This window comes from Stakelama marina, from assembly GCF_018122655.1.
Taxonomy (GTDB): domain Bacteria; phylum Pseudomonadota; class Alphaproteobacteria; order Sphingomonadales; family Sphingomonadaceae; genus Sphingomonas; species Sphingomonas marina.
On the sequence record NZ_JAGRQC010000004.1, the window covers coordinates 435623 to 455354 of the forward strand.

General features: G+C 64.6%; 22 protein-coding genes. 12 read left to right on the top strand and 10 right to left on the bottom strand.

What is annotated here, in order from left to right; translation table 11 throughout:
* Positions 1-7 precede the first annotated feature (7 nt).
* Positions 8-979, top strand: coding sequence for a protein translocase subunit SecF (secF, locus tag J7S20_RS14810; protein WP_284055011.1), 972 nt, complete (start codon positions 8-10; stop codon positions 977-979).
* A complete protein-coding gene (locus J7S20_RS14815; protein ID WP_284055012.1) occupies positions 979-1353 on the top strand; it encodes an Mth938-like domain-containing protein in 375 nt (124 codons plus the stop codon). The genes secF and J7S20_RS14815 overlap by 1 nt, the downstream gene beginning before the upstream one ends.
* Before the next feature lie 130 nt (positions 1354-1483).
* Here the strand turns inward: J7S20_RS14815 and J7S20_RS14820 are convergent, their stop codons facing one another.
* From J7S20_RS14820 to J7S20_RS14835, 4 genes are all read right to left on the bottom strand, one after another.
* A complete protein-coding gene (locus tag J7S20_RS14820; protein ID WP_284055013.1) occupies positions 1484-2656 on the bottom strand; it encodes a glycosyltransferase in 1173 nt (390 codons plus the stop codon).
* Positions 2657-2705: 49 nt separating this feature from the next.
* On the bottom strand, positions 2706-3131 hold the full coding sequence (locus J7S20_RS14825; protein WP_284055014.1) for an OsmC family protein: 426 nt from the start codon (positions 3129-3131) through the stop codon (positions 2706-2708).
* Between the two features lies 1 nt (position 3132).
* Entirely contained in the window at positions 3133-3504 is a 372-nt protein-coding gene (locus J7S20_RS14830; protein WP_284055015.1) for a glycine zipper 2TM domain-containing protein, read from the bottom strand.
* A 63-nt stretch (positions 3505-3567) separates the two neighbouring features.
* The gene (locus J7S20_RS14835) at positions 3568-3888 is read right to left on the bottom strand and encodes a glycine zipper 2TM domain-containing protein (protein WP_284055016.1); all 321 of its coding nucleotides are present in this window, start codon (positions 3886-3888) and stop codon (positions 3568-3570) included.
* A gap of 137 nt (positions 3889-4025) precedes the next feature.
* On the opposite strand from J7S20_RS14835, the gene J7S20_RS14840 reads away from it, so the two are divergent.
* The gene (locus J7S20_RS14840) at positions 4026-4454 is read left to right on the top strand and encodes a cupin domain-containing protein (RefSeq protein WP_284055017.1); all 429 of its coding nucleotides are present in this window, start codon (positions 4026-4028) and stop codon (positions 4452-4454) included.
* A gap of 633 nt (positions 4455-5087) precedes the next feature.
* Here the strand turns inward: J7S20_RS14840 and thpR are convergent.
* The gene (gene thpR / locus J7S20_RS14845) at positions 5088-5639 is read right to left on the bottom strand and encodes an RNA 2',3'-cyclic phosphodiesterase (RefSeq protein WP_284055018.1); all 552 of its coding nucleotides are present in this window, start codon (positions 5637-5639) and stop codon (positions 5088-5090) included.
* A 119-nt stretch (positions 5640-5758) separates the two neighbouring features.
* Here thpR and J7S20_RS14850 point away from each other — a divergent pair, with 119 nt between their 5' ends.
* From J7S20_RS14850 to J7S20_RS14860, 3 genes are all read left to right on the top strand, one after another.
* Entirely contained in the window at positions 5759-6508 is a 750-nt protein-coding gene (locus J7S20_RS14850; RefSeq protein ID WP_284055019.1) for a Bax inhibitor-1/YccA family protein, read from the top strand.
* A gap of 130 nt (positions 6509-6638) precedes the next feature.
* Positions 6639-6926: a hypothetical protein gene (locus J7S20_RS14855; protein WP_284055020.1), complete on the top strand. Its 288-nt coding sequence runs from the start codon at positions 6639-6641 to the stop codon at positions 6924-6926.
* A gap of 42 nt (positions 6927-6968) precedes the next feature.
* Positions 6969-7964: a cation diffusion facilitator family transporter gene (locus tag J7S20_RS14860; RefSeq protein ID WP_284055021.1), complete on the top strand. Its 996-nt coding sequence runs from the start codon at positions 6969-6971 to the stop codon at positions 7962-7964.
* Here the strand turns inward: J7S20_RS14860 and J7S20_RS14865 are convergent.
* Together J7S20_RS14865 and J7S20_RS14870 are read right to left on the bottom strand one after the other, a co-directional pair.
* Positions 7953-9278 carry an amidohydrolase gene (locus J7S20_RS14865; protein WP_284055022.1) on the bottom strand — a complete coding sequence of 442 codons (1326 nt, stop codon included), beginning with the start codon at positions 9276-9278 and terminating at the stop codon, positions 7953-7955. The genes J7S20_RS14860 and J7S20_RS14865 overlap by 12 nt on opposite strands.
* Positions 9279-9346: 68 nt before the next feature.
* A complete protein-coding gene (locus tag J7S20_RS14870) occupies positions 9347-9937 on the bottom strand; it encodes a DUF4396 domain-containing protein (RefSeq protein WP_284055023.1) in 591 nt (196 codons plus the stop codon).
* A 236-nt stretch (positions 9938-10173) separates the two neighbouring features.
* Between J7S20_RS14870 and topA the strand changes: the two genes are divergently transcribed.
* Positions 10174-12702, top strand: coding sequence for a type I DNA topoisomerase (gene topA, locus J7S20_RS14875; protein ID WP_284055024.1), 2529 nt, complete (start codon positions 10174-10176; stop codon positions 12700-12702).
* Between the two features lie 149 nt (positions 12703-12851).
* On the opposite strand, the gene J7S20_RS14880 is transcribed toward topA, so the two are convergent.
* Positions 12852-13148, bottom strand: a complete 297-nt coding sequence (locus tag J7S20_RS14880; RefSeq protein WP_284055025.1) for an SEL1-like repeat protein — start codon at positions 13146-13148, stop codon at positions 12852-12854.
* 73 nt (positions 13149-13221) lie between these two features.
* The gene (panC, locus tag J7S20_RS14885; RefSeq protein ID WP_284055026.1) at positions 13222-14070 is read right to left on the bottom strand and encodes a pantoate--beta-alanine ligase; all 849 of its coding nucleotides are present in this window, start codon (positions 14068-14070) and stop codon (positions 13222-13224) included.
* A 71-nt stretch (positions 14071-14141) separates the two neighbouring features.
* Between panC and J7S20_RS14890 the strand changes: the two genes are divergently transcribed.
* The 4 genes from J7S20_RS14890 to J7S20_RS14905 all read left to right on the top strand — a co-directional run bounded on the left by J7S20_RS14890 (position 14142) and on the right by J7S20_RS14905 (position 17512).
* A complete protein-coding gene (locus J7S20_RS14890) occupies positions 14142-14945 on the top strand; it encodes a division plane positioning ATPase MipZ (RefSeq protein WP_284055027.1) in 804 nt (267 codons plus the stop codon).
* Positions 14945-15229 carry a J domain-containing protein gene (locus J7S20_RS14895; RefSeq protein ID WP_284055028.1) on the top strand — a complete coding sequence of 95 codons (285 nt, stop codon included), beginning with the start codon at positions 14945-14947 and terminating at the stop codon, positions 15227-15229. Before J7S20_RS14890 ends, J7S20_RS14895 begins: the two co-directional genes overlap by 1 nt.
* Positions 15230-15287: 58 nt before the next feature.
* Positions 15288-16670: a phosphoglucomutase/phosphomannomutase PgmG gene (gene pgmG / locus J7S20_RS14900; RefSeq protein WP_284055029.1), complete on the top strand. Its 1383-nt coding sequence runs from the start codon at positions 15288-15290 to the stop codon at positions 16668-16670.
* 86 nt (positions 16671-16756) lie between these two features.
* Positions 16757-17512, top strand: coding sequence for an exonuclease domain-containing protein (locus tag J7S20_RS14905; RefSeq protein WP_284055030.1), 756 nt, complete (start codon positions 16757-16759; stop codon positions 17510-17512).
* On the opposite strand, the gene J7S20_RS14910 is transcribed toward J7S20_RS14905, so the two are convergent.
* Positions 17509-18420 (bottom strand): ROK family protein, encoded by a 912-nt coding sequence (locus J7S20_RS14910; RefSeq protein WP_284055031.1) that lies wholly within the window; start codon positions 18418-18420, stop codon positions 17509-17511. The two genes, J7S20_RS14905 and J7S20_RS14910, sit on opposite strands and share 4 nt — an antisense overlap.
* An 82-nt stretch (positions 18421-18502) precedes the next feature.
* Here J7S20_RS14910 and J7S20_RS14915 point away from each other — a divergent pair, with 82 nt between their 5' ends.
* Positions 18503-19711, top strand: a complete 1209-nt coding sequence (locus tag J7S20_RS14915; protein ID WP_284055032.1) for a bifunctional alpha/beta hydrolase/OsmC family protein — start codon at positions 18503-18505, stop codon at positions 19709-19711.
* Positions 19712-19732 lie beyond the last annotated feature (21 nt).

Here is a 19732-nt window from a genome sequence, read left to right on the forward strand (position 1 = left end):
GGTAATCATGCGACCGCTCAAACTCGTACCCGACCATACCAACATCGATTTCCTGCGGGTCCGCCATATCGCGGCCGTGATATCGATCGCGCTCATCATCGCGTCGATCGCGCTGGTCGCGATGCGCGGCCTCAACTTCGGCATCGACTTCGAAGGCGGCCAGATGGCCCGCGTGACCTTCGCCAAGAAGGTCCCGCTCGAAGATCTGCGCAAGCGCGTGAACGGGCTCAATCTCGGCGAAGCGTCGATTCAGGAATTCGGCAATACCAACGAAGTTTCGATCCGCCTGCCGGTGCCCAAGGGCAGCGATGCCGCGGCAAGCAAGGCCGCGACCCAGCTTCGCCAGCTGATCGAAACCAACTATCCCGGCGCGCAGGTCGGCTCGATCAGCGCGGTTTCGGGCAAGGTGTCGAACGAACTGTTCCGCAAGGGCGCGATCTCGCTCGCGCTCGCGATGGCGGCGATCTCGCTCTACATCTGGATCCGGTTCGAATGGCAGTTCGGTATCGGCGCGCTGTTCTCGCTGTTCCACGACGTGGTGCTGACGCTTGGATTCTTCGCGCTGACTCAGCTCGAGTTCAACCTGAACATCATCGCGGCGATCCTGACGATCATCGGCTATTCGCTGAACGACACGATCGTCGTCTACGACCGTGTTCGCGAAAACCTGCGAAAATACCGCAAGATGGACATCACGCCGCTCCTCAACCTGTCGGCGAACGAGACGCTGGCGCGCACGATCGTTACCTCGCTGACGCTCATCATCGCGCTGACGACGCTGGTGCTGCTGGGGCCGGAAGTCATTTTCGGATTTTCCTCGGCGATGCTGCTCGGCATCGTGATCGGCACCTATTCGTCGATCTACATCGCCAACCCCATCCTGATCTGGCTGAAGGTCGGCACGCACAGCTTCGTGCCGACAGAGGCCAAGAGCGGCATGGAAGGGGCCGAGCGCGTCGGGAGCAAGGAGCTTCCCTGATGCGGCTCGACCGCGAGATGCGCGGTTCGGGGCCGACGATCAGCGGTATCGTCGAGCGGGGTTTCCGTGTCGATGACGGCGTTTACGAAGGGCTGACGATTACGCCCGAACGCGCCGATGGCTGGTCGCCGCCGCCGATCGAGGCGCTGGGCGAGCGCGACCTTTCCGCGCTGTTGTCGCTCGATCCGCAACCGGAATTCATCCTGCTCGGCACCGGCAACGATCTGGTGCGTCCACCGCGCGCGCTGGTCGCCGCGCTGGAGGCGAAGGGGATCGGGATCGAGCCGATGGACAGCCGCGCCGCCGCGCGCGCCTGGGGCGTTTTGCGCAGCGAACAGCGCTGGGTCGCGGGAGCGCTGTACCCGCTCGATTGACGGCGGGCGGACGTGCGCCTCCATGTCCAGCGCTCACCCTGAACCTGTCGAAGGGTGTTTGGGCAGGGCGCCTGTCCGGTGGTGGCTTCGACAAGCTCAGCCTGAGCGCGGGCTTTGCGGACGCTCAGCTCTAACGATGGTCACCGACGATCCCGGCCAGATGATCGTACAGCGCGGCGGTATTGGCTTCCCAGGTGAAACGCTCCGCCGCCCGCCGGACGGTGTCGGCGGCGGGGGGGGCTTCAAGAAGATCGGCGATGGCTGCGGCGAAGGCTTCCGGCGCTCTGGCGGCGATGCGTCCGGCGGTATCGTCGCACACGACCTCGCGCGCGCCGCCGGCATCGGTGATGACGATTGGCGTTCCGCTCGCCAGCGATTCTACCCAGGCATTGGCCAGTCCCTCCGACGCGGAGGCGAGCGCCATGACATCGGCCGCGGCGAGGAGCGGCGGAAGGTCGTCATGCGCGACCGAGCCGAGCAGACGAACGCGGCCCTGAAGGTCAAGCCTTTCGATCTGCGCTTCAAGCTGTCCGCGCTGGTCGCCCTCTCCGGCGATCACGAGCTGAGCATCGGGAAGGTGGCGCACCGCGTCGATGACGATGTCATGGCCCTTGCGCGCTATCAGCGCACCGACCGACACGATCAGCGGTCCCGACAGGCCGAGCCGCGCTCGCGCTTCGCTGCGGCTGACAGTCCCGAACCGCCGATGATCGACGCCGGTATTGTGGACGCGAATCCGATCGGGGGGCAACCCGATCGCCGCCATGTCGTCGGCCATCGATTGCGACACGGCGAGCAGCCCGTCGGCACTCCTCCCGGCGCGGAGCACCTGTTTTGCGGTTGCCGGGTTGTGCCCCCAATGATGGACATCGGCACCGCGCGCCTTGATCGAAACCGGCACGCCGTAGCGCCGGCCAAGCGCCGTTGCGGCGGGACCGTCGGGAAAGAAGAATTCGGCGTCGATGATATCGAACGCGAAATCGTGGCGCAGTTCATCGAGCAGCGGGGCGACCGCTCGGGCGAGCATATCGCCATGCCAGCGTCCGCCAGTGCCAGGCAGATTGGCGAAGCGTGGGCGATGGCAGTCGACGCCTTTCCAGTCCTCGCGCTCGGGAAGTTCAGCAAGGGCGGAATAGCGCGACAGGCGTGATAGCGGGAAGGGCGGAAGGCCGCGGGGGGCGACGATCTTCAGCTCGACATCGGGATGCGCTGCAAGACCGAGCGTCTGGCGCTCGACGAAAATGCCGAAATTGGGGCGCGACGCATCGGGAAAGAGCGTCGAAAGCGTGAGTATGCGCAGCATCCCACCGCCTTATCAGCAGTGGGTTAATGCTGCGCTTACTCTCGCGGGTTCAGCCGAGTTTGTGCTCGAGCGTGATTTCCGCGTTCAGAAGTTTCGAAATCGGGCAGTTCGCCTTGGCGCCGTTGGCAAGCTCGGCGAATTTGTCGGCGTCGATGCCCTCGACCTTGCCGGTCAGGGTCAGGTCGGAACGGCTGACCTTGAAGCCGTCGCCGTCCTTTTCGAGCGTGACCTTCGCGGTCGTTTCCAGCGTCCCTGTGTCATAGCCCTCCTTCGCCAACGCGAAGCTGAGCGCCATGGTGAAGCAGCTGGCATGCGCTGCCGCGATCAACTCTTCGGGATTGGTACCCGGCTCGTCTTCGAACCGGGTACCGAAACCATAGGGCTGATCGGACAGCACGCCCGACTGGGTCGAAATGTGACCCTTGCCGTCCTTGCCAAGGCCGTCATAGCGGGCGGATGCTGTCCGGGTCGTCATATCAGCGACGCGTCGCGCACTTGACGTCGCCCTTGTCGACCTGTTGGCCGATGATCGCACCGGCGCCAGCGCCGATGATCGTGCCGAGCGTCTTCGAACCGCCCGGGGCGATGATGTTGCCGAGGACACCGCCGCCGATACCGCCGACGATCGCACCGGTCGTGCCGTCATCGCGCTTGCAGTAATAGCGACCGTCCGAACCGCGATAGATCGTGTCGTTACGGCCCATCGTGTAATAGTTATACTGGCTGGCCGGATACTGGCTCGAATAGCCGTTGCTGGCATAGGCGGGCTGTCCGCCAAGCCCGTACTGGCTGCATGCGCCAAGCGGCAGCATAGCGGCGGCGCCGATCATGATGGCAAGCTTCTTCATAATATGTCTCCTCGATAGATGTTCTTGAAGTTCCGGCGGAGTACTGCCGCCGCTCAGGGCGTATTATTTGCAGCGTTTCGAACTGCGTTCGATCGCTCGTCCGGCAACCGCGCCAGCCGCTGCGCCGAGCAGCGTTCCGGCGGTGCGATCGCCATGCGTGTCGATGGTCCGGCCGACCAGCGCGCCGGCGACACCGCCGATCACCAGTCCTGTCGTTCCGTCGGGCTTGCGGCAGTGAAGACGGCCGTCGCGGCCGCGCCATTCCTTGTAACGATAATGCTCGTGGTGCCGCTGCGGGGCGGCTTCGGCGCTTGTCGTCGGCAGCGCCATGCTGGCGGGAACCGCCAGCGACGTTGCCGCAAGGGCCATGACAAAGCTACGCATTCCACACTCCGTTTCGTCGAACGTGGTCCCTGAACGTGCCGAGGCGGCGCAGAGTTTCATGAACGAAACGACAGGAAGCGGTCGCTGGCGGTAAAACGACCGGAAACCGCGCTTAAATTTTGAGGAAACAACGACAGATGCCCGATATCGAAGCGATCGTTGCCCAGCTTGGTCTTGCTCCGCACCCCGAAGGAGGGTGGTACCGGGAGACATGGCGCGCACCGGCGCGGGAGGGAGACCGTTCGGCGGGCACGGCGATCCTGTTCGCGCTCGATGCGGAAAAACCCTCGCACTGGCACCGCGTCGACGCGACCGAGCTGTGGTTCTGGCACGCGGGCGCACCGCTCGACCTGCATATCGCTGCGGATGATCGCGGCCCGGTGCGAACGACACGGCTTGGCCCGGCGGATGTCAGCGGCTATGCGGCGCAGGGAATCGTGCCCGCCGGCAACTGGCAGGCGGCAGAGGCAATCGGGGGATGGACGCTCGTCAGTTGTGTCGTCGTACCCGGCTTCGACTTTTCCGGATTTGAACTCGCGCCACCCGACTGGACGCCGGGGCGCTGAGTTACCCACGATATCCACGTTATCAACAGGGTCGGCCGTGCATTTAACGCTTTGTGCGACTCGGATTCGGTGACACCATCCTTCCTGTAGCCGGACGGATCGGAAGCAAGAAATTGCTGAAGAAACAGAAGGTTACGACGCCAAGGTGATATGCTGGTGCCTTTTGGAAACCGCAGATCGCCGAAAGCGAGAGCCATCGGAACGCCCGGTGAGGCGTGGTCGCTGCTTCGGCTGCGGGCACGAGTAACCGACACGCGAAAATGGCTCGCAGGCATCATGAAGTTCTTCGGATCGGAATGGTGTCGATCGAAGGAAGAAGCGCGACCGTCTTCGGATGGAAACGCGATCGGAATTCGATCCGGCGGAGTTCGGACTTCGGTTCGGACGAAGCAGGCCGCCGTGGCCGGGACGCCGTTCCTTCGGGAACTGGTTTCCGGCCCGGGGGCCGACGCAAGGTCCGATGCCGCTTGCCGGCGCGGGCCGAGCGATGCCGCCGAAACCATGCGTCTGCGCTTCGTTCGCGATGCGGGATGCAAAGGTCCGGCGACATAGGGGGCTGGCAGCGATGCCGGCCCCCTTTTTACGCCCTCCACTTTACGTTCCCCGTTTTACGTCCGCTGCCGTGCCGAGGCTTTATCCGGCGGCTGCCGCCGGTTCGAGCGCGTACCGGGCGATCGCCTCATAGGTCGCGCCGTCGCTGCCCAGCGTGCTGCGGAAAAGCAGGAAATGCGTGAAACGGTACGGAGGCGATGCGAGCCTGGCCTGATCGGCCAGAAACCGGTCGATCGCCCCCGAGCTTCGATTGAGCCGCGCAAGCGTGATGTGCGGCAGATAGGCGCGGCGTTCGGGTGCGAGCCCGGCCCGCACCAGCGCCTGGTCGATCTTCTTGTGCAGCTTTGTGATCTGGTCGTGCGGCGACACGCCGGCCCAGACCGCCTTGCGCCTGCCGTCCGCGCCAAATGCTCCCACGCCCGACAGGGCCAGATCGAGGCCCGGAAAGCGCACCGAACCGAGCGCCGCCTCGACATCTTCGGCAACCGGACGGTCGACATCTCCTATAAAGCGTAGAGTGCAATGAAGCTGTTCGGCCGATTGCCAGCGTGCATTCTCTATCCCGCCCATTGCGGCGAGGAGCGTGTCGCGCATTTCGGACGGCGGGCGAAGCGCCACAAAGAGACGATGCATAATGTGTCCAAGCTTAACCAATCATGGCCGAAATCGCGAACCGGTTTTGCTTGAAAATCCGGGCGTGGATAGCGATATTCAAATGCATCCGGCACTGATGTCGGGCAAAGGAGTTCAAGATGGCAAATTGGTCTGATCCCCGGACGACCGCCGCTAACTATGCGACGGGCGCAGGTACGCGCTCCGACGCGTACGATGCCGGGCTGCGGTCCTATATGCTTTCGGTTTACAACTATATGGCGTCGGGCGTTTTGCTGACCGGCATCGTCGCCATGCTGATGGTGATGAGCGGCGCGGTGATGTCGCTTATCAACCCGATGACGGGTGCGCCGTCCGGCCTTGGCTGGATCGTCACCTTCGCGCCGCTGGGTATCGTCTTCGCGATGAGCTTTGGCCAGGGACGCATGCAGACATCGACGCTGCAACTGCTGTTCTGGGGCTTTGCGGTCCTGATGGGCGCGTCGCTCTCGACGATCTTCCTCGTCTATACCGGCACCTCGATCGCGCAGGCATTCTTCGCGACCGCGGCCGGCTTCGCGGGTCTCAGCCTTTATGGCTACACCACGAAGAAGGACCTGTCGGGCATGGGCACCTTCCTCATCATGGGTGTGGTCGGCCTGCTCGTCGCGATGATCCTCAACATGTTCATCCAGTCGAGCACGATGGGTCTGGTCATCTCGATGCTGGGCGTACTGATCTTCGCCGGGCTGACTGCCTATGACACGCAGAAGATCAAGAGCATGTACGCGCATGTCGCCGGCACGGACATGATGGGCAAGGTCGTGATCATGGGGGCGCTGAACCTCTATCTCGACTTCATCAACATGTTCCTGTTCCTGCTTCGCCTGATGGGTAACAACCGCGGCTGAGCAACCGAACAGCAACAAGGAACCGGCCCGGCGGGGAAACTCGCCGGGCCTTTTCATTTCGCAACCGTTTTGCCGGAACGCGCCCTCGCGCCAGCCGTTGACCTATCGAATCTTCACGAGAGGAAGCGACATGGCAGACGACAAGACGGGGATCGACGAGCGCGCCAAGGACAGCATGTCGGTGGCACCGCCCGAACCCGAAAGCGAAGCCGATGTGGCCAAGCGCCACAAGGAAAAGTCGATCGAGGAGCGCCTCCAGCGCAATCCCGAAAGCAAGCAGGCGCGGCTCGACGAGGGCGTCGAGGAATCGATGGACGCCTCCGATCCGCCTGCGACGACGCAGCCTGTTCACTCGCACGATCCCGCCCCGTCCTCGGGATATGACGAGGAGGCGGAACGCAAGCGGCAGAAGGACTGACCGTTGATGACCTGCCACCGCCGGAACGGCCTCGACTGACCGATGGCCGCGAGACAGGGCGGCGCCGGCTGGCGCGAACATATCGTCATCTATGCGGCGCTGGCGGCCAATATCGGCATCGCCATCGCCAAGTTCATCGCCGCGAGCATCACCGGTTCGTCGTCGATGCTGACCGAGGGATTTCACTCGGTCGTCGACAGCGGCAATCAGGTGTTGCTGCTCTACGGCGAACACCGCGCGAAAAAGGCTCCCGACCGGCGTCATCCCTTCGGCTATGGCCGCGAGCTCTATTTCTGGAGCTTCATCGTCGCGATCCTGATCTTCGCGGCGGGCGCCGCTTTTTCGATGTACGAAGGCTATATGCACATCGTCGAGCCGGAAGAACTGACCAGCGCGACGGTCAATTACGTCGTGCTGGGCGTCGCGTTCGTGCTTGAGGGCGCGTCCTGGGTGACCGCCGTGCGCGAATTTTCCAAGGCGAAGGGCGATGTCGGCTGGTGGCAGGCGGTCCGCGAATCGAAGGACCCGAGCGGGTTCGTCGTACTGTTCGAAGACAGTGCGGCGCTTTCCGGTCTGATCGTCGCGGCGCTTGGCGTATATTTAAGCCATGCGCTGAACATGCCGAAGATCGACGGCATGGCGTCGGTCGTGATCGGCCTGATCCTCGCGCTGGTGGCGACGCTGCTCGCGCGTGAGGCCAAGGGGCTGCTGATCGGCGAGCCCGCCGATCCCAAGGCCATTGTCGCGATCCGCGAGATCGTCGCCGGGCACCGCGGCATCACCGCGGTCAATCACGTCCGCACGATCCACACCTCGCCCGAAAGCGTGTTCGTCGCGATCAGCGCCGATTTCGACGACGACCTGCCGATGGGCGAGGCGGAAAGCATGATCGAGACGATCGAACAGGCGCTGCGCGACCGCATGCCGCATCTGTCCTCCATCTATATCCGGCCGGAAAAGGCCGAGGACACGATGGAGCACGAAGATGCGGGCGACGGCCTGCGCGGCAGCGGTCCGGCGCTCGCCTCAGGAGGCTGACGGTTTCAGCACGTCGAGCGCGGCGGCGGTCATCGCCTCGGTCGCGGTTCCGATGACGGCCTCGGCGTCGGGCGCCCATTTCGCGCTGTGCAGCGACGGCAGGTCGAGCTTGCCCGCCTGCGATGCCGCCCATTGGTCCTTCGGCACCCCGCCGACCCAGAAGATCATGCTGTCGATCGACTTGTCGGCCAGGTGAAAGCGGCCGAAATCCTCTCCGCCCATTACCGCCGGCGCCTCTATCACGCGCTTGTCGCCGAACCGCTTGCCGAACAGCTTGAGCATGTGCTCGCTGAATTCGGGCGAGTTATAGGCCGACGGCGTGAATTCGTCCTTCACCTCGACCGTCGGCAGCTTGTCCTTCGGAATGCCCGCGGCCAGCGCCTCGCCCTCGGCGATACGGCGGATGCCGTCGAGCAGCTGCTGCCGGACCTCGGGCGTGTAGCTGCGCACGGTCAGCAGCAGCTTCGCTTCGTCGGGGATGACGTTGTGCTTGGCGCCCGCGCGGAAGCTGCCGACGGTGACGACCGCGGGCGACTGCGGATCGACCTCTCGGCTGACCAGCGTCTGAAGTTTGCCGACGATCGCCGCGCCCAGCACGATCGGGTCCTTGGTCGCCTGCGGATAGGCGCCGTGCCCGCCGACGCCGTGGACGGTGATATCGACCGAATCGACATTGGCGAGCGCGTAGCCGGGGTGGATGCCGATCGTGCCCGCCGGCAGCGACGCGCTGTCGTGAAAGGCGAGCGCATGGGTCGGGTGCGGGAAGCGCTTGAAGAGTCCGTCCTCGAGCATCATCTTCGCGCCCTTGCCGACTTCCTCCGCGGGTTGGAGGATCATGACGAGCGTTCCCGACCATTTGTCCTTCATCGCGGCAAGGTTGCGCATCGTGCCGACCCAGCTCGCCATGTGCGTGTCGTGGCCGCAGGCGTGCATGACGCCCGTTTCGATGCCTTCGCCACTGGTCGCGATGACCTTTGACGCGAAGGGGAGGCCGGTTTCCTCGGTCACCGGCAGCGCGTCCATGTCGGAGCGGATGAGGAGCGTCGGGCCGGCGCCGTTCTTCATTACCGCAACGACACCGTTGCCGCCGACATGCTCGGTCACGTCATAGCCCGCCGCGCGCGCCATCGCGGCAAGCTTCGCCGCCGTCTTCGTCTCGTGCAGGCTCAGTTCGGGATGCGCGTGGAGATCGCGGTAGATGTCGATGAGCTGCGGCAGCTTGGCAGCGGTTGCATCGTGAACGGCGTCGGCCGCGGCGGGCGTGGTCGAAAGCAGCGCCAGTGCTGCGCCGGCGAGTGCGAAAGAACGGATCATGAGTGCCCCCTGGTCTTTGTCGGCGCAGTCTTTCGCGCGCCGCGGACAAAGGCAAGGGGGCACGCGGCCTACATCTTCTCTTTCAGTCCCGCCTTCACCAGCCACCAGTTGGTCGGATAGGCGGTGGCGAAACCGGCGAGCATCGCGATCTGCATCAGCCACCAGAATTCGGGCGTGTTGACCTCTGCCACACCGCCATAGGCGGGCTTGAACCACAGGAACTGGCCGATGGCCATCAGGCCGTACATGCCGACCTGCCAGCTGGTGATCGACAGCGTGTCGGCCTTCACCGCGGCCCAGATGCCCTCGCCGACGCCCAGATCGCGCATCGGTGCGATGGTGAAATACTGGAAGACGATACCGATCAGAAAGGCGAGGATATAGTCGGGGATCCACACGGCGAACGTCTTTTCGGCGAAGATTCCGTGCCAGCCGAAAAATACCGCGATTGCGGGCAGGGCAAATGCTGCCCATTCAACGATGATGTCGCCCAATGTGCAGCCCGCGCCACAATGCGATGCGCCCTTGGCGACCGCGATATGCATCGGTGGTTCATCGGACTGACTGCCGTCGTTGCGGCCGAAGCTCTGGTAGAAGGCGAGCCAGACGACGCTGCCGAACAGCGCGGTCAGCGGCCAGACCAGATTCATAATCCACATTTTCTGGGGATGGCGGACCTCGTCTATTGCAATATATGCCGCGCAAACGAATCCCAGCACCAGCGATATCGTCGCAAGTGTATGAAGCCATGCAGGAAAAATGACCAAATGATCCTCCTTTTTGCATAGCTAACTCATCAGGCGGCGCGATGATCCCGGTAGGCAGCGCCTTGACTAGGCGCTAGGGGGCTCCCCATCCTCATGCGCACACACGTCAAGGACCGCGTCACACCCCCATGCAGCTTGTCATCGTCGAATCGCCCGCCAAGGCGAAGACCATCGAGAAATATCTGGGCAAGGACTACCGTGTCCTCGCGAGCTACGGCCATGTCCGCGACCTGCCGCCCAAGGATGGATCGGTCGATCCCGATGACGGCTTCGCAATGCAGTGGGAGCCCTATGCCGACAAGTCGAAGCAGCTGAAGGCGATCGCCGACGAGGCGAAAAAGGCCGACCGCCTGATCCTCGCCACCGACCCCGACCGCGAGGGCGAGGCGATTTCGTGGCATGTGCAGGAGGTGTTGGCGAAGAAGAAGGCGCTCCCCAAGGAGGTCGAGCGCGTCACCTTCAACGCCATCACGAAAAAGGCCGTGACCGACGCGATGGCGCATCCGCGCGGGCTCGATACCGACCTGATCGACGCCTACCGCGCGCGCCGGGCGCTCGATTATCTCGTCGGCTTCACGCTGTCGCCGGTCCTGTGGCGCAAGCTGCCCGGCGCGAAATCGGCGGGCCGTGTGCAGTCGGTGGCGCTGCGCCTGATCGTCGAGCGCGAGCGCGAGATCGAGGCCTTCGTCCCGCAGGAATACTGGTCGGTCACCGCCGACATGGAACAGGACGGCACCGGCTTCGAGGCGCGGCTGGTGCGCTTCGAAGGCGACAAGATCGACCGGCTGTCGATCGGCGACGAAGCCACCGCGAAGCGCGCCAAGGAAGCGGTCGAGGCAGGGCGTTTCTCGGTTGCGAAAGTCGAAACCAAGCCCGGCACCCGCAATCCGCCGCCGCCCTTCACGACTTCGACACTGCAACAGGAAGCGGCGCGCAAGCTAGGTTTCTCGGCCAGCCATACGATGCGCATCGCCCAGTCGCTCTACGAGGACGGTGCGATCACCTATATGCGTACCGACGGCGTGCAGATGGACGGCAGCGCCATTTCCGACGCGCGGCGCGCGATCTCTGCGCGCTATGACGGCAGTTACGTTCCCGAAAAGCCGCGCCAGTATCAGACCAAGGCCAAGAATGCGCAGGAAGCGCACGAGGCGATCCGCCCGACCGATTTTTCCAAGGACCGCGCCGGTTCGGGCGATCATGGTCGCCTGTACGACCTGATCTTCAAGCGCGCGCTCGCCAGCCAGATGGCCTCGGCACGGCTCGAACGCACCACGGTCGAACTCGAGGACGGCACGGGTCGCACCGCGCTGCGCGCGACGGGTCAGGTGGTGCTCTTCCCCGGTTTCATGGCGCTCTACGAAGAAGGGCGCGACGATTCGCAGGACGAGGATTCGCGCCGCCTGCCAATGCTGCGCGAGGGCGATTCGCCCGCCAAAAAAGGCGTGCGCTCGGAACAGCATTTCACCCAGCCGCCGCCGCGCTTTTCGGAAGCGTCGCTGGTCAAGCAGCTCGAGGAGCTGGGTATCGGCCGGCCTTCGACCTATGCCTCGATCATCCAGGTCCTCAAGGACCGTTCCTATGTCCGCACCGAAAAGAACCGCTTCTTCGCCGAGGAAACGGGGCGGCTGCTGATCGCCTTTCTCGAACGCTTCTTCCAGAAATATGTGAATTACGATTTCACCGCCGATCTGGAGGAGGAACTCGACGACGTATCGGGCGGACGCGCCGAATGGCAGGCGGTGCTCGATCAGTTCTGGCGCGACTTCAAGCCGCGCACGACCGAGGTGATGGATTTCAAGCCGTCCGAGGTGACGGCCGAACTCGACAAGTTCCTGGAACCCTATCTCTTCCCACCCAAGGCCGATGGCAGCGATCCGCGCGCGTGCCCCAATTGCGGCGACGGGAAGCTCGCACTGCGCGGCGGCAAGTTCGGGCCGTTTGTCGCATGCTCCAACTATCCCGAGTGCAAGTTCACCCGCGCCTTTGCCCAGCCGGGCGTGGCGGCGGAGGATACGGGGCCTGAGACGCTCGGTACCGATCCCGAGACGGGGCTGCCGGTCGAGCGCAAGTCGGGGCGCTTCGGCCCCTATATCCAGCTTGGCGAGGGCAAGGAGGCGAAGCGTGCCTCGATCCCCAAGGATCTGCCTGGCGATCTCGATCTCGAATGGGCGCTCAAGCTGCTCTCGCTGCCGCGCGTCATCGGTGACCATCCCGAGACCGGCAAGCCGATCGAGGCGTCGATCGGACGCTACGGCCCCTATCTGCGCCATGACGGCAAATATGCCCGGCTCGGATCGACCGAAGAGGTGTTCGAGACCGGCATGAACGCCGCGGTGGTGAAGCTCGCCGAAGCGGCGGAGAAGGGGCCGCGTGCGCGGGGCAGCCGCGAACCGCTGAAGGTGCTCGGCAAGCATCCGCGCACCGAGGAAGAGATCAAGCTGATGGAGGGCCGCTACGGCGCCTATGTCACTGACGGCACGGTCAACGCGACGCTGCCCAAGACGATCGACAAGGACGCGCTGACGCTCGAAGAGGCGGCGCAGCTCATCGACGACAAGGCGGCGAAGGGTCCAGCGAAGAAGAAGGGTGCGAAGAAGAAGGCCGCGCCCAAGAAAAAGGCACCGGCGAAGAAGAAGGCCGCACCGAAGGAATAAGTCCTCCCCGCACGGGGAGCGGACCATCCGTCAGCCTGGTGGAGAGGCGTGGCGGCACGCGGTCGCGTCGCCGATCCACCGACGCACGCTCGGCGCTTCCTTCTACGACCCGCGTCGCGGGCACCTCCCCGGTACGGGAGGATTAAGATTTACGCCGCGCGGCGGTTCGCGGTCTGCAGCCAGGCGCGGGCCTGCTTCTGCGCCTCGGCGATGTCGGCCGAAGACATGTCCTCGGCGATCTCCGCGCGGCATTCCTGCGCGCGCGAATTGCCGTTGAGCGCTGCCAGGTTGAACCATTTATGCGCTTCGATCAGGTCGATATCGGCACCTGCGGCACCGCTGGAATAGACCATCCCGAGTTCGAAACAGGCTTCGACGTTACCACGCGCTGCATCCTGCAGCCGGCTTTCAATCAGAAATCGTGCGCTCTTGAGGCTGTTGCCCATGACGCCATCCCCTTTTGACAATTCGTCATGGGGACGGTTTTGACCTTACGTTTTCAACAAATGGTTAATTCGATTAACCGTAGTGTTCCAGAGCCACGGGAATGTTGTCGATCAGCCGTGTTCCGCCGATCCGCGCGGCGGCAAGCAGGCGCGACGGCTTTTCGGGATCGTGCGGGCCGAGCGTGCCTTCCTCGACAATGTCGACATAGTCGATTTCGAACCCGGCCTTGGTCAGCATTTCGCGCGCCTGGTCCAGCGCCGCCTGCACGTCGCCGCCGCGGGCGATGTCGCGCGCGGCGATACCGAGCGCCCGGGGCAGGGCGACCGCCTTCTTGCGGTCCTCGTCGATCAGATAGATGTTGCGCGACGACATGGCGAGGCCGTCATCCTCGCGCTGCGTGGGCACGCCGATAATGTCGATTCCGAAATCCAGATCGGCGACCATCTTCCGGATGACGGCGAGCTGCTGGTAATCCTTTTCACCGAACAGCGCGACATCGGGCCGGACCTGATTGAACAATTTGGCGACGACGGTTGCGACGCCGTCGAAATGCCCCGGCCGGGCGGCGCCGTCATAGAGTTCGGTAATGCCGCCGACCGATACGGTGGTGGCGAAACCGTCGGGATACATTTCTTCCACCGTCGGCATCCACAGCACATCGACATTGGCGTCTGAGAGCATGCGCGAGTCGGCCTGTTCACGGCGGGGATAGCGGTCGAGATCCTCGCTCGGGCCGAACTGCATGGGATTGACGAAGATCGACACGACGACATGGTCCGCGGCGTGCTTGGCGGCTTCGACCAGCGCCATGTGGCCGGCATGGAGCGCGCCCATGGTCGGCACCAGCGCGATGCGCTTGCCGTCGCTGCGCAGCGCGGCGAGATGTTCGTTCAGCTCGGTCGATTGACGGATGGTTTGCACGCCTTACAGGGCTCCGATATGGATGGTGGGCGGCCTTCTATGGGGGCGGCCCGCATCGATCAACTGGGGATATGGACGTTTTGGGCAACGGATCGGACCGATTGCACGTAATCGTGTTCGCCAACGAAAAGGGCGGCACGGGCAAATCGACTACCGCGGTGCATACCGCGATCGCACTCGCGGCGCGCGGGGCGCGCGTGTCCGCCTTCGACCTCGACCACCGCCAGCGCACGCTGGGGCGTTATCTCGACAATCGCGCGATTACGATGGAACGCAGCGGCCGGACGCTGCCGATGCCGCGCCATGCGACGCATGACGGCGAAAGCATGTCGGTGTTCGAGGAAAAGCTCGAGGAACTGAGCCGCGATGCAGATTATCTGGTCATCGACACGCCCGGGCGCGACGACGAATTCGCGCGAATCGCGATCACCAACGCCGATACGCTGGTCACGCCGATGAACGACAGTTTCGTCGATTTCGACCTGATCGGCCAGGTCGATCCCGACAGTTTCAAGGTCACGCGGCCGAGCTTCTATTCCGAACTCGTGTGGCAGTCGCGTACCAAGCGCGCCAAGGCCGATGGCAGCACGATCGACTGGGTCGTGCTGAGGAACCGACTGCAATATGTCGAGGCGCGCAACATGCGCCGCGTGTCCGAGGCGATCGATGCGCTCGCCAAGCGCGTTGGTTTCCGCGTCATCAGCGGCCTTTCCGAGCGCGTTATCTATCGCGAGCTGTTTCCCAAGGGGCTGACCATGCTCGACGCCAAGGAATTCGGCTCGATGGGGCTGAGCCATGTCGCCGCACGGCAGGAATTGCGCGAGATGATGGCCGGGCTGTCGCTCCCCGAACCGGCGATGGCGAAGACCGCCTGATGGCGAAACTCGTCATCGTCATCACGCTGGGCGTGATGATTTATATGTGGTGGCGACGATCGGCGATCCGCGCCGCGATCCACGAGCCGGTGAGCGTGCCGACGCGGGAGGAGCGCGAGGCACGGGAAGTGCTCGGCGTTGGCGAGAATGCCGATGCGGCGACGATCCGCGCGGCGCACAAGCGGTTGATCGCGGACGTGCATCCCGATCGGGGAGGCTCGGCCGATCGCGCACGGCGTATCAACGCGGCGCGCGACGTGCTGCTGCGGCGCAAGGGCGGTTGAACTTTCCCCCCGGCTGGTGAATTGAGCGGGCACATTCCAAAATGCCGGGAGGCCCGCAATGACGCACCAATTCGACCCGACCTCGCTGCGCGAATATGACATTCGCGGAATCGTTGGAAAGACGCTGGGTCCGGACGACGCCCGCGCTATCGGCCGCGGCTTCGCAACGCTGCTGCGCCGTGCGGGCGGGCACCGTGTCGCGGTCGGCCGCGACGGCCGCGCATCTTCGCCCGAGCTCGAGGCGGCACTGGTCGAGGGGCTGACCGCGAGCGGCGTCGATGTGACGCGCATCGGCCTGGGCCCCACGCCGATGCTCTATTATGCCGAGGCGGTGCTAGAGGTGGATGGCGGCATCCAGATAACCGGCAGCCACAATCCCTCCGATTACAATGGCTTCAAGATGGTGTTTCAGCATCGGCCATTTTTCGGCGAGGACATCCAGAAGATCGGCAAGATGGCGGCCGAGGGCGACTGGGACGAAGGCGAAGGATCGGTCGGTGACGCCGACATCATGGACGACTATGTCGGGCGCCTGTTCGCCGGTTATGCCGGGGGCGAGTACCGGATCGGCTGGGACGCGGGCAACGGCGCCGCCGGCCCGGTCGTCGAGAAGCTCGTCAAGCTGCTGCCCGGTGAGCATCATACGCTCTACACCGATGTGGACGCGAATTTCCCCAACCATCATCCCGATCCGACAGAGGAAAAGAATCTCGCCGATCTGAAGCGTCTGGTCGCGGAGAAGAATCTCGATTTCGGACTGGCCTTTGACGGTGACGGCGACCGGATCGGCGCGATCGACGGGCAGGGCCGCGTGGTCTGGGGCGATCAGCTTCTGTCCATTTTGGCGGTACCTGTGCTCAAGGAAGCGCCGGGTTCGACGATCATCGCCGATGTGAAGGCCTCGCAGATGCTCTACGACCGCATCGCCGAACTGGGCGGCAAGCCGCTGATGTGGAAGACCGGGCACAGCCTCATCAAGACCAAGATGAAGGAAACAGGCGCGCCGCTCGCCGGCGAGATGAGCGGGCACATTTTCTTCGCGCAGGGATATTACGGCTATGACGACGCGCTGTTCGCGGCGGTGCAACTGATCCGCGCGCTGCATGTCGCGGGCAAGTCGCTGACCGAGATGAAGGACGCGATGCCCGCGCTCGTCAACACGCCCGAAATGCGCTTTCAGGTCGATGAAAGCCGCAAGTTCGCAATCGTCGAAGAGGTGCTCGACCGGCTCGAAAAGAGCGGCGCCGACGTCAACCGCACCGATGGCGCGCGCGTTCAGACCGAGGACGGCTGGTGGCTGCTGCGCGCGTCGAATACGCAGGACGTGCTGGTCGCGCGCGCCGAATCGCACAGCCAGGAAGGGCTCGACCGGCTCGTCGCCCATATCGACGAACAACTCGCCAAGAGCGGTGTCGAGCGGGGACCGCAGGCGGGCCACTGATCCGCTTCGGCCGGTTCTGCCGCCGCTTTCGCCCTCGATTGCCATAAGGGTGGCAATCGCGGGCCGAACACGCCACATGGGGGCGCATGGCGTCAGACCGCATCATCCGCGTTATCGACCTGGAGACCACGGGATCGAGCCCGCCGGCGCATGGCGTGTGCGAAATCGGCTGGCAGGATGTTGCGCTGGGCGCCAGCGGTCGCTGGGAACTGACCGACGATTTCGGGTCGAAGCTCGTGAATCCCGGTCGCCCGATCCCGCCGGTGACGCAGGCGGTGCATCACATCCTCGACGAACAGGTCGCCGATGCGCCGTGGTGGCACGATATCGCGCGTCAGGTGCTCGACCCCTGGCCGCGTCGCATGGCGCTTGCCGCGCACCGCGCCGATTTCGAACAGCAATTCTGCACGGCGCCGCTGACCCGCGGTGCCGACTGGATCTGCACCTGGAAATGCGCGATGCGGCTATGGCCCGATTCGCCGAGCTTTTCGAACCAGATGCTGCGCTATTGGCGCAAGCCCGAGGGGCTGGAGCATGAACGCGGGCTGCCGGTCCACCGTGCTTTTCCCGATGCCTATGTCACCGCGCACCATCTGCGCGACATGCTCAACGAGGCGAGCATGGCGCAGTTGATCGAATGGTCGAACCTGCCGGGGCTGTTGCCGCGCGTCCGCTATGGCCCCGATCGCGGCAAGGAATGGAACGAGATCACCGACGAGAGTCTCGCCGGCTTCCTCCATGATCGCGACATCGACGTGCGCTACACCGCAGAGCAGGAGCTAGCGCGACGCCGCGGCGGCGGGCCGGTCGGCGAAAGCGCGCGCGAACAGCTGTTGCTCTAACGGTTCTTCAGCGCCGACAGCCCCATCGCTATCGCGCCCATCGGCCCGGCAAGATCGCCCAGTCCGGGCGGGCCGACGCGTTCGTCGATCGTCCGGCAATAGACGTCGGCAAGGCCGTAATGCGCCAGGCTTTCGACCAGCGCAGCCCGGATAGCGGGAAGAAGCCCCTGCCGCCCCGCCATCACGCCGCCACCGATCGAGATGCGTTCGGGCGCTAGCGTGACGACGAGATTGTGGAGCATCGCCGCGAAATCATGGACGACGAAGCGCCAGCGAGCATCGTCGTCGGGAATAGCGTCGCCCGGCATGCCGAAGCGCGCGGCGATGGCAGGGCCGCTGACCAGTCCTTCGGTACAGTCGCGGTGATAGGGACAGTGCCCGGCAAAGTCGTCGCCCTCGGCGCGGACGGTGCGCATATGTCCCGCCTCGCCATGCATCGCGCCCTGAACGGGCTTGCCGTCGATCACCGCGCCTACGCCGACCCCGGTGCCGACGGTAATATAGCAGTGCGCCGACAGCCCCTTCGCGGCTCCCCAGCGCGCCTCCGCCATTGCGGCGGCGTTGACATCGGTCTGGATCGCGGCCGGCACGCCCATGGTCGCCGCGAAGCGCCCGAAGACGTCGCTGTCGTTCCAGCCGGGTTTCGGCGTGGCGACGATCGATCCGAAATTGTCTGCCGCGGGGTCGAGCTGCAACGGCCCGAACGACGCGATGCCGAGCGCCGATACGGGGCGCTCGGAGCGCCAGCGCCGCAACACGTCGTCGATTGCGCCGAGCGTTGCGTCGGGGGTGGTGGTGTCGATGCGAACGCGCTCGACGACCGAATCCGGGGAATGGGCGAGGATCGCGATGCACTTGGTGCCGCCCAGTTCGATTCCCGCGACAAGCGGAGCGGTTTCGGTCTGCATGGCGTCAGATTGGCGCATCGAGCCGGTTGGGGAAAGGGGGCAAACCCGGTAGGGCGGTGCGCGCGAAAAAGGAGACTGCCAAATGCCCAGCCATGCCGTCCATTTTCCCGGTGCCAAGGGTGATATGCTGGCGGCGCGTCTGGAAATGCCCGTCGGGCCGGTCCGTGCGGTCGCGCTATTCGCGCATTGCTTCACCTGCACGATGAAGAGCCATGCGGCGACGCGGGTGACGACGGCGCTCGCCGCCGCGGGGATCGCTACGTTGCGGTTCGACTTTACCGGACTGGGCGGCAGCGAGGGTGATTTCGCCAATGCCGGCTTTTCCGCCGATGTCGCCGATTTCGTCGCCGCTGCCGCGCATCTGCGCGAAACCGTGGGCGCACCATCGATCCTGATCGGGCACAGCCTGGGCGGGGCCGCGGTCCTCGCAGCGGCGCACGACATTGCCGAGGCGAAGGCGGTGGTCACGATCGGCGCGCCGTTCGATCCGGGCCATGTACTCGGCGCGATCGAAGGCGACCTGGCGGCCATCGAACGCGACGGCACGGGCGACGTCTCGATCGCGGGGCGGCACTTCACGATCAGCGCGAACTTTCTGAAGGCGGTTCGGGAAGCGGGGCCGGGACGCCGGATCGGGGACCTTCAACGCGCGCTGCTCGTGCTGCATGCGCCGCGCGACGAGGTTGTCGGTATCGACAATGCGCGGCTTATCTACGACGCTGCGCGGCATCCCAAGAGCTTCGTGACGCTCGACGACGCCGACCACCTGCTTACCGGCAAGGGTGACGGGCGCTATGTCGCCGGGCTGATCGCGGCATGGGTCGAACGGTATCTGCCGCCGCGCGAGGCGATGCCCGATGTGGCGGAGGGCGAAGTCCTGGTCGGCAGCGCGCACGGCAAGTTCGGGACCTTCGTGCGCAGCCACGGCCATGAATGGATCTCCGACGAGCCCAGGGCGGTGGGCGGCGAAGCGGCGGGGCCGGGTCCATATGACCTGCTGCTGGGCGCGCTTGGCGCGTGTACGTCGATGACGATCAAGCTCGTCGCCGAGCGGGAGGATATTCCGCTCGACGAGGTGACCGTTCGCCTGCGCCATGAGCGCAACCATGCCGACGACCGCGAACGCAGCGCAGCCGACCGGAATGCTCGGATAGAGGCGATTTTCCGCGAAGTTACGCTGGAGGGCGAACTGACCGGGCAGCAGCGTTCGCGGCTGATGACGATTGCCGACAAATGCCCGGTGCACCGCACGCTGACCGGCGTCCTGCACATCCACACCAGCGAGGCGTGAACGGCAGAATCGCCGTTCGGG

Coding starts and splice junctions, on each gene's coding strand:
- secF (WP_284055011.1), top strand. CDS start 8: ATGCGACCGCTCAAACTCGTACCCGACCATACCAACATCGATTTCCTG.
- J7S20_RS14815 (WP_284055012.1), top strand. CDS start 979: ATGCGGCTCGACCGCGAGATGCGCGGTTCGGGGCCGACGATCAGCGGT.
- J7S20_RS14820 (WP_284055013.1), bottom strand. CDS start 2,656: ATGCTGCGCATACTCACGCTTTCGACGCTCTTTCCCGATGCGTCGCGC.
- J7S20_RS14825 (WP_284055014.1), bottom strand. CDS start 3,131: ATGACGACCCGGACAGCATCCGCCCGCTATGACGGCCTTGGCAAGGAC.
- J7S20_RS14830 (WP_284055015.1), bottom strand. CDS start 3,504: ATGAAGAAGCTTGCCATCATGATCGGCGCCGCCGCTATGCTGCCGCTT.
- J7S20_RS14835 (WP_284055016.1), bottom strand. CDS start 3,888: ATGCGTAGCTTTGTCATGGCCCTTGCGGCAACGTCGCTGGCGGTTCCC.
- J7S20_RS14840 (WP_284055017.1), top strand. CDS start 4,026: ATGCCCGATATCGAAGCGATCGTTGCCCAGCTTGGTCTTGCTCCGCAC.
- thpR (WP_284055018.1), bottom strand. CDS start 5,639: ATGCATCGTCTCTTTGTGGCGCTTCGCCCGCCGTCCGAAATGCGCGAC.
- J7S20_RS14850 (WP_284055019.1), top strand. CDS start 5,759: ATGGCAAATTGGTCTGATCCCCGGACGACCGCCGCTAACTATGCGACG.
- J7S20_RS14855 (WP_284055020.1), top strand. CDS start 6,639: ATGGCAGACGACAAGACGGGGATCGACGAGCGCGCCAAGGACAGCATG.
- J7S20_RS14860 (WP_284055021.1), top strand. CDS start 6,969: ATGGCCGCGAGACAGGGCGGCGCCGGCTGGCGCGAACATATCGTCATC.
- J7S20_RS14865 (WP_284055022.1), bottom strand. CDS start 9,278: ATGATCCGTTCTTTCGCACTCGCCGGCGCAGCACTGGCGCTGCTTTCG.
- J7S20_RS14870 (WP_284055023.1), bottom strand. CDS start 9,937: ATGTGGATTATGAATCTGGTCTGGCCGCTGACCGCGCTGTTCGGCAGC.
- topA (WP_284055024.1), top strand. CDS start 10,174: ATGCAGCTTGTCATCGTCGAATCGCCCGCCAAGGCGAAGACCATCGAG.
- J7S20_RS14880 (WP_284055025.1), bottom strand. CDS start 13,148: ATGGGCAACAGCCTCAAGAGCGCACGATTTCTGATTGAAAGCCGGCTG.
- J7S20_RS14890 (WP_284055027.1), top strand. CDS start 14,142: ATGGACGTTTTGGGCAACGGATCGGACCGATTGCACGTAATCGTGTTC.
- J7S20_RS14895 (WP_284055028.1), top strand. CDS start 14,945: ATGGCGAAACTCGTCATCGTCATCACGCTGGGCGTGATGATTTATATG.
- pgmG (WP_284055029.1), top strand. CDS start 15,288: ATGACGCACCAATTCGACCCGACCTCGCTGCGCGAATATGACATTCGC.
- J7S20_RS14905 (WP_284055030.1), top strand. CDS start 16,757: ATGGCGTCAGACCGCATCATCCGCGTTATCGACCTGGAGACCACGGGA.
- J7S20_RS14910 (WP_284055031.1), bottom strand. CDS start 18,420: ATGCAGACCGAAACCGCTCCGCTTGTCGCGGGAATCGAACTGGGCGGC.
- J7S20_RS14915 (WP_284055032.1), top strand. CDS start 18,503: ATGCCCAGCCATGCCGTCCATTTTCCCGGTGCCAAGGGTGATATGCTG.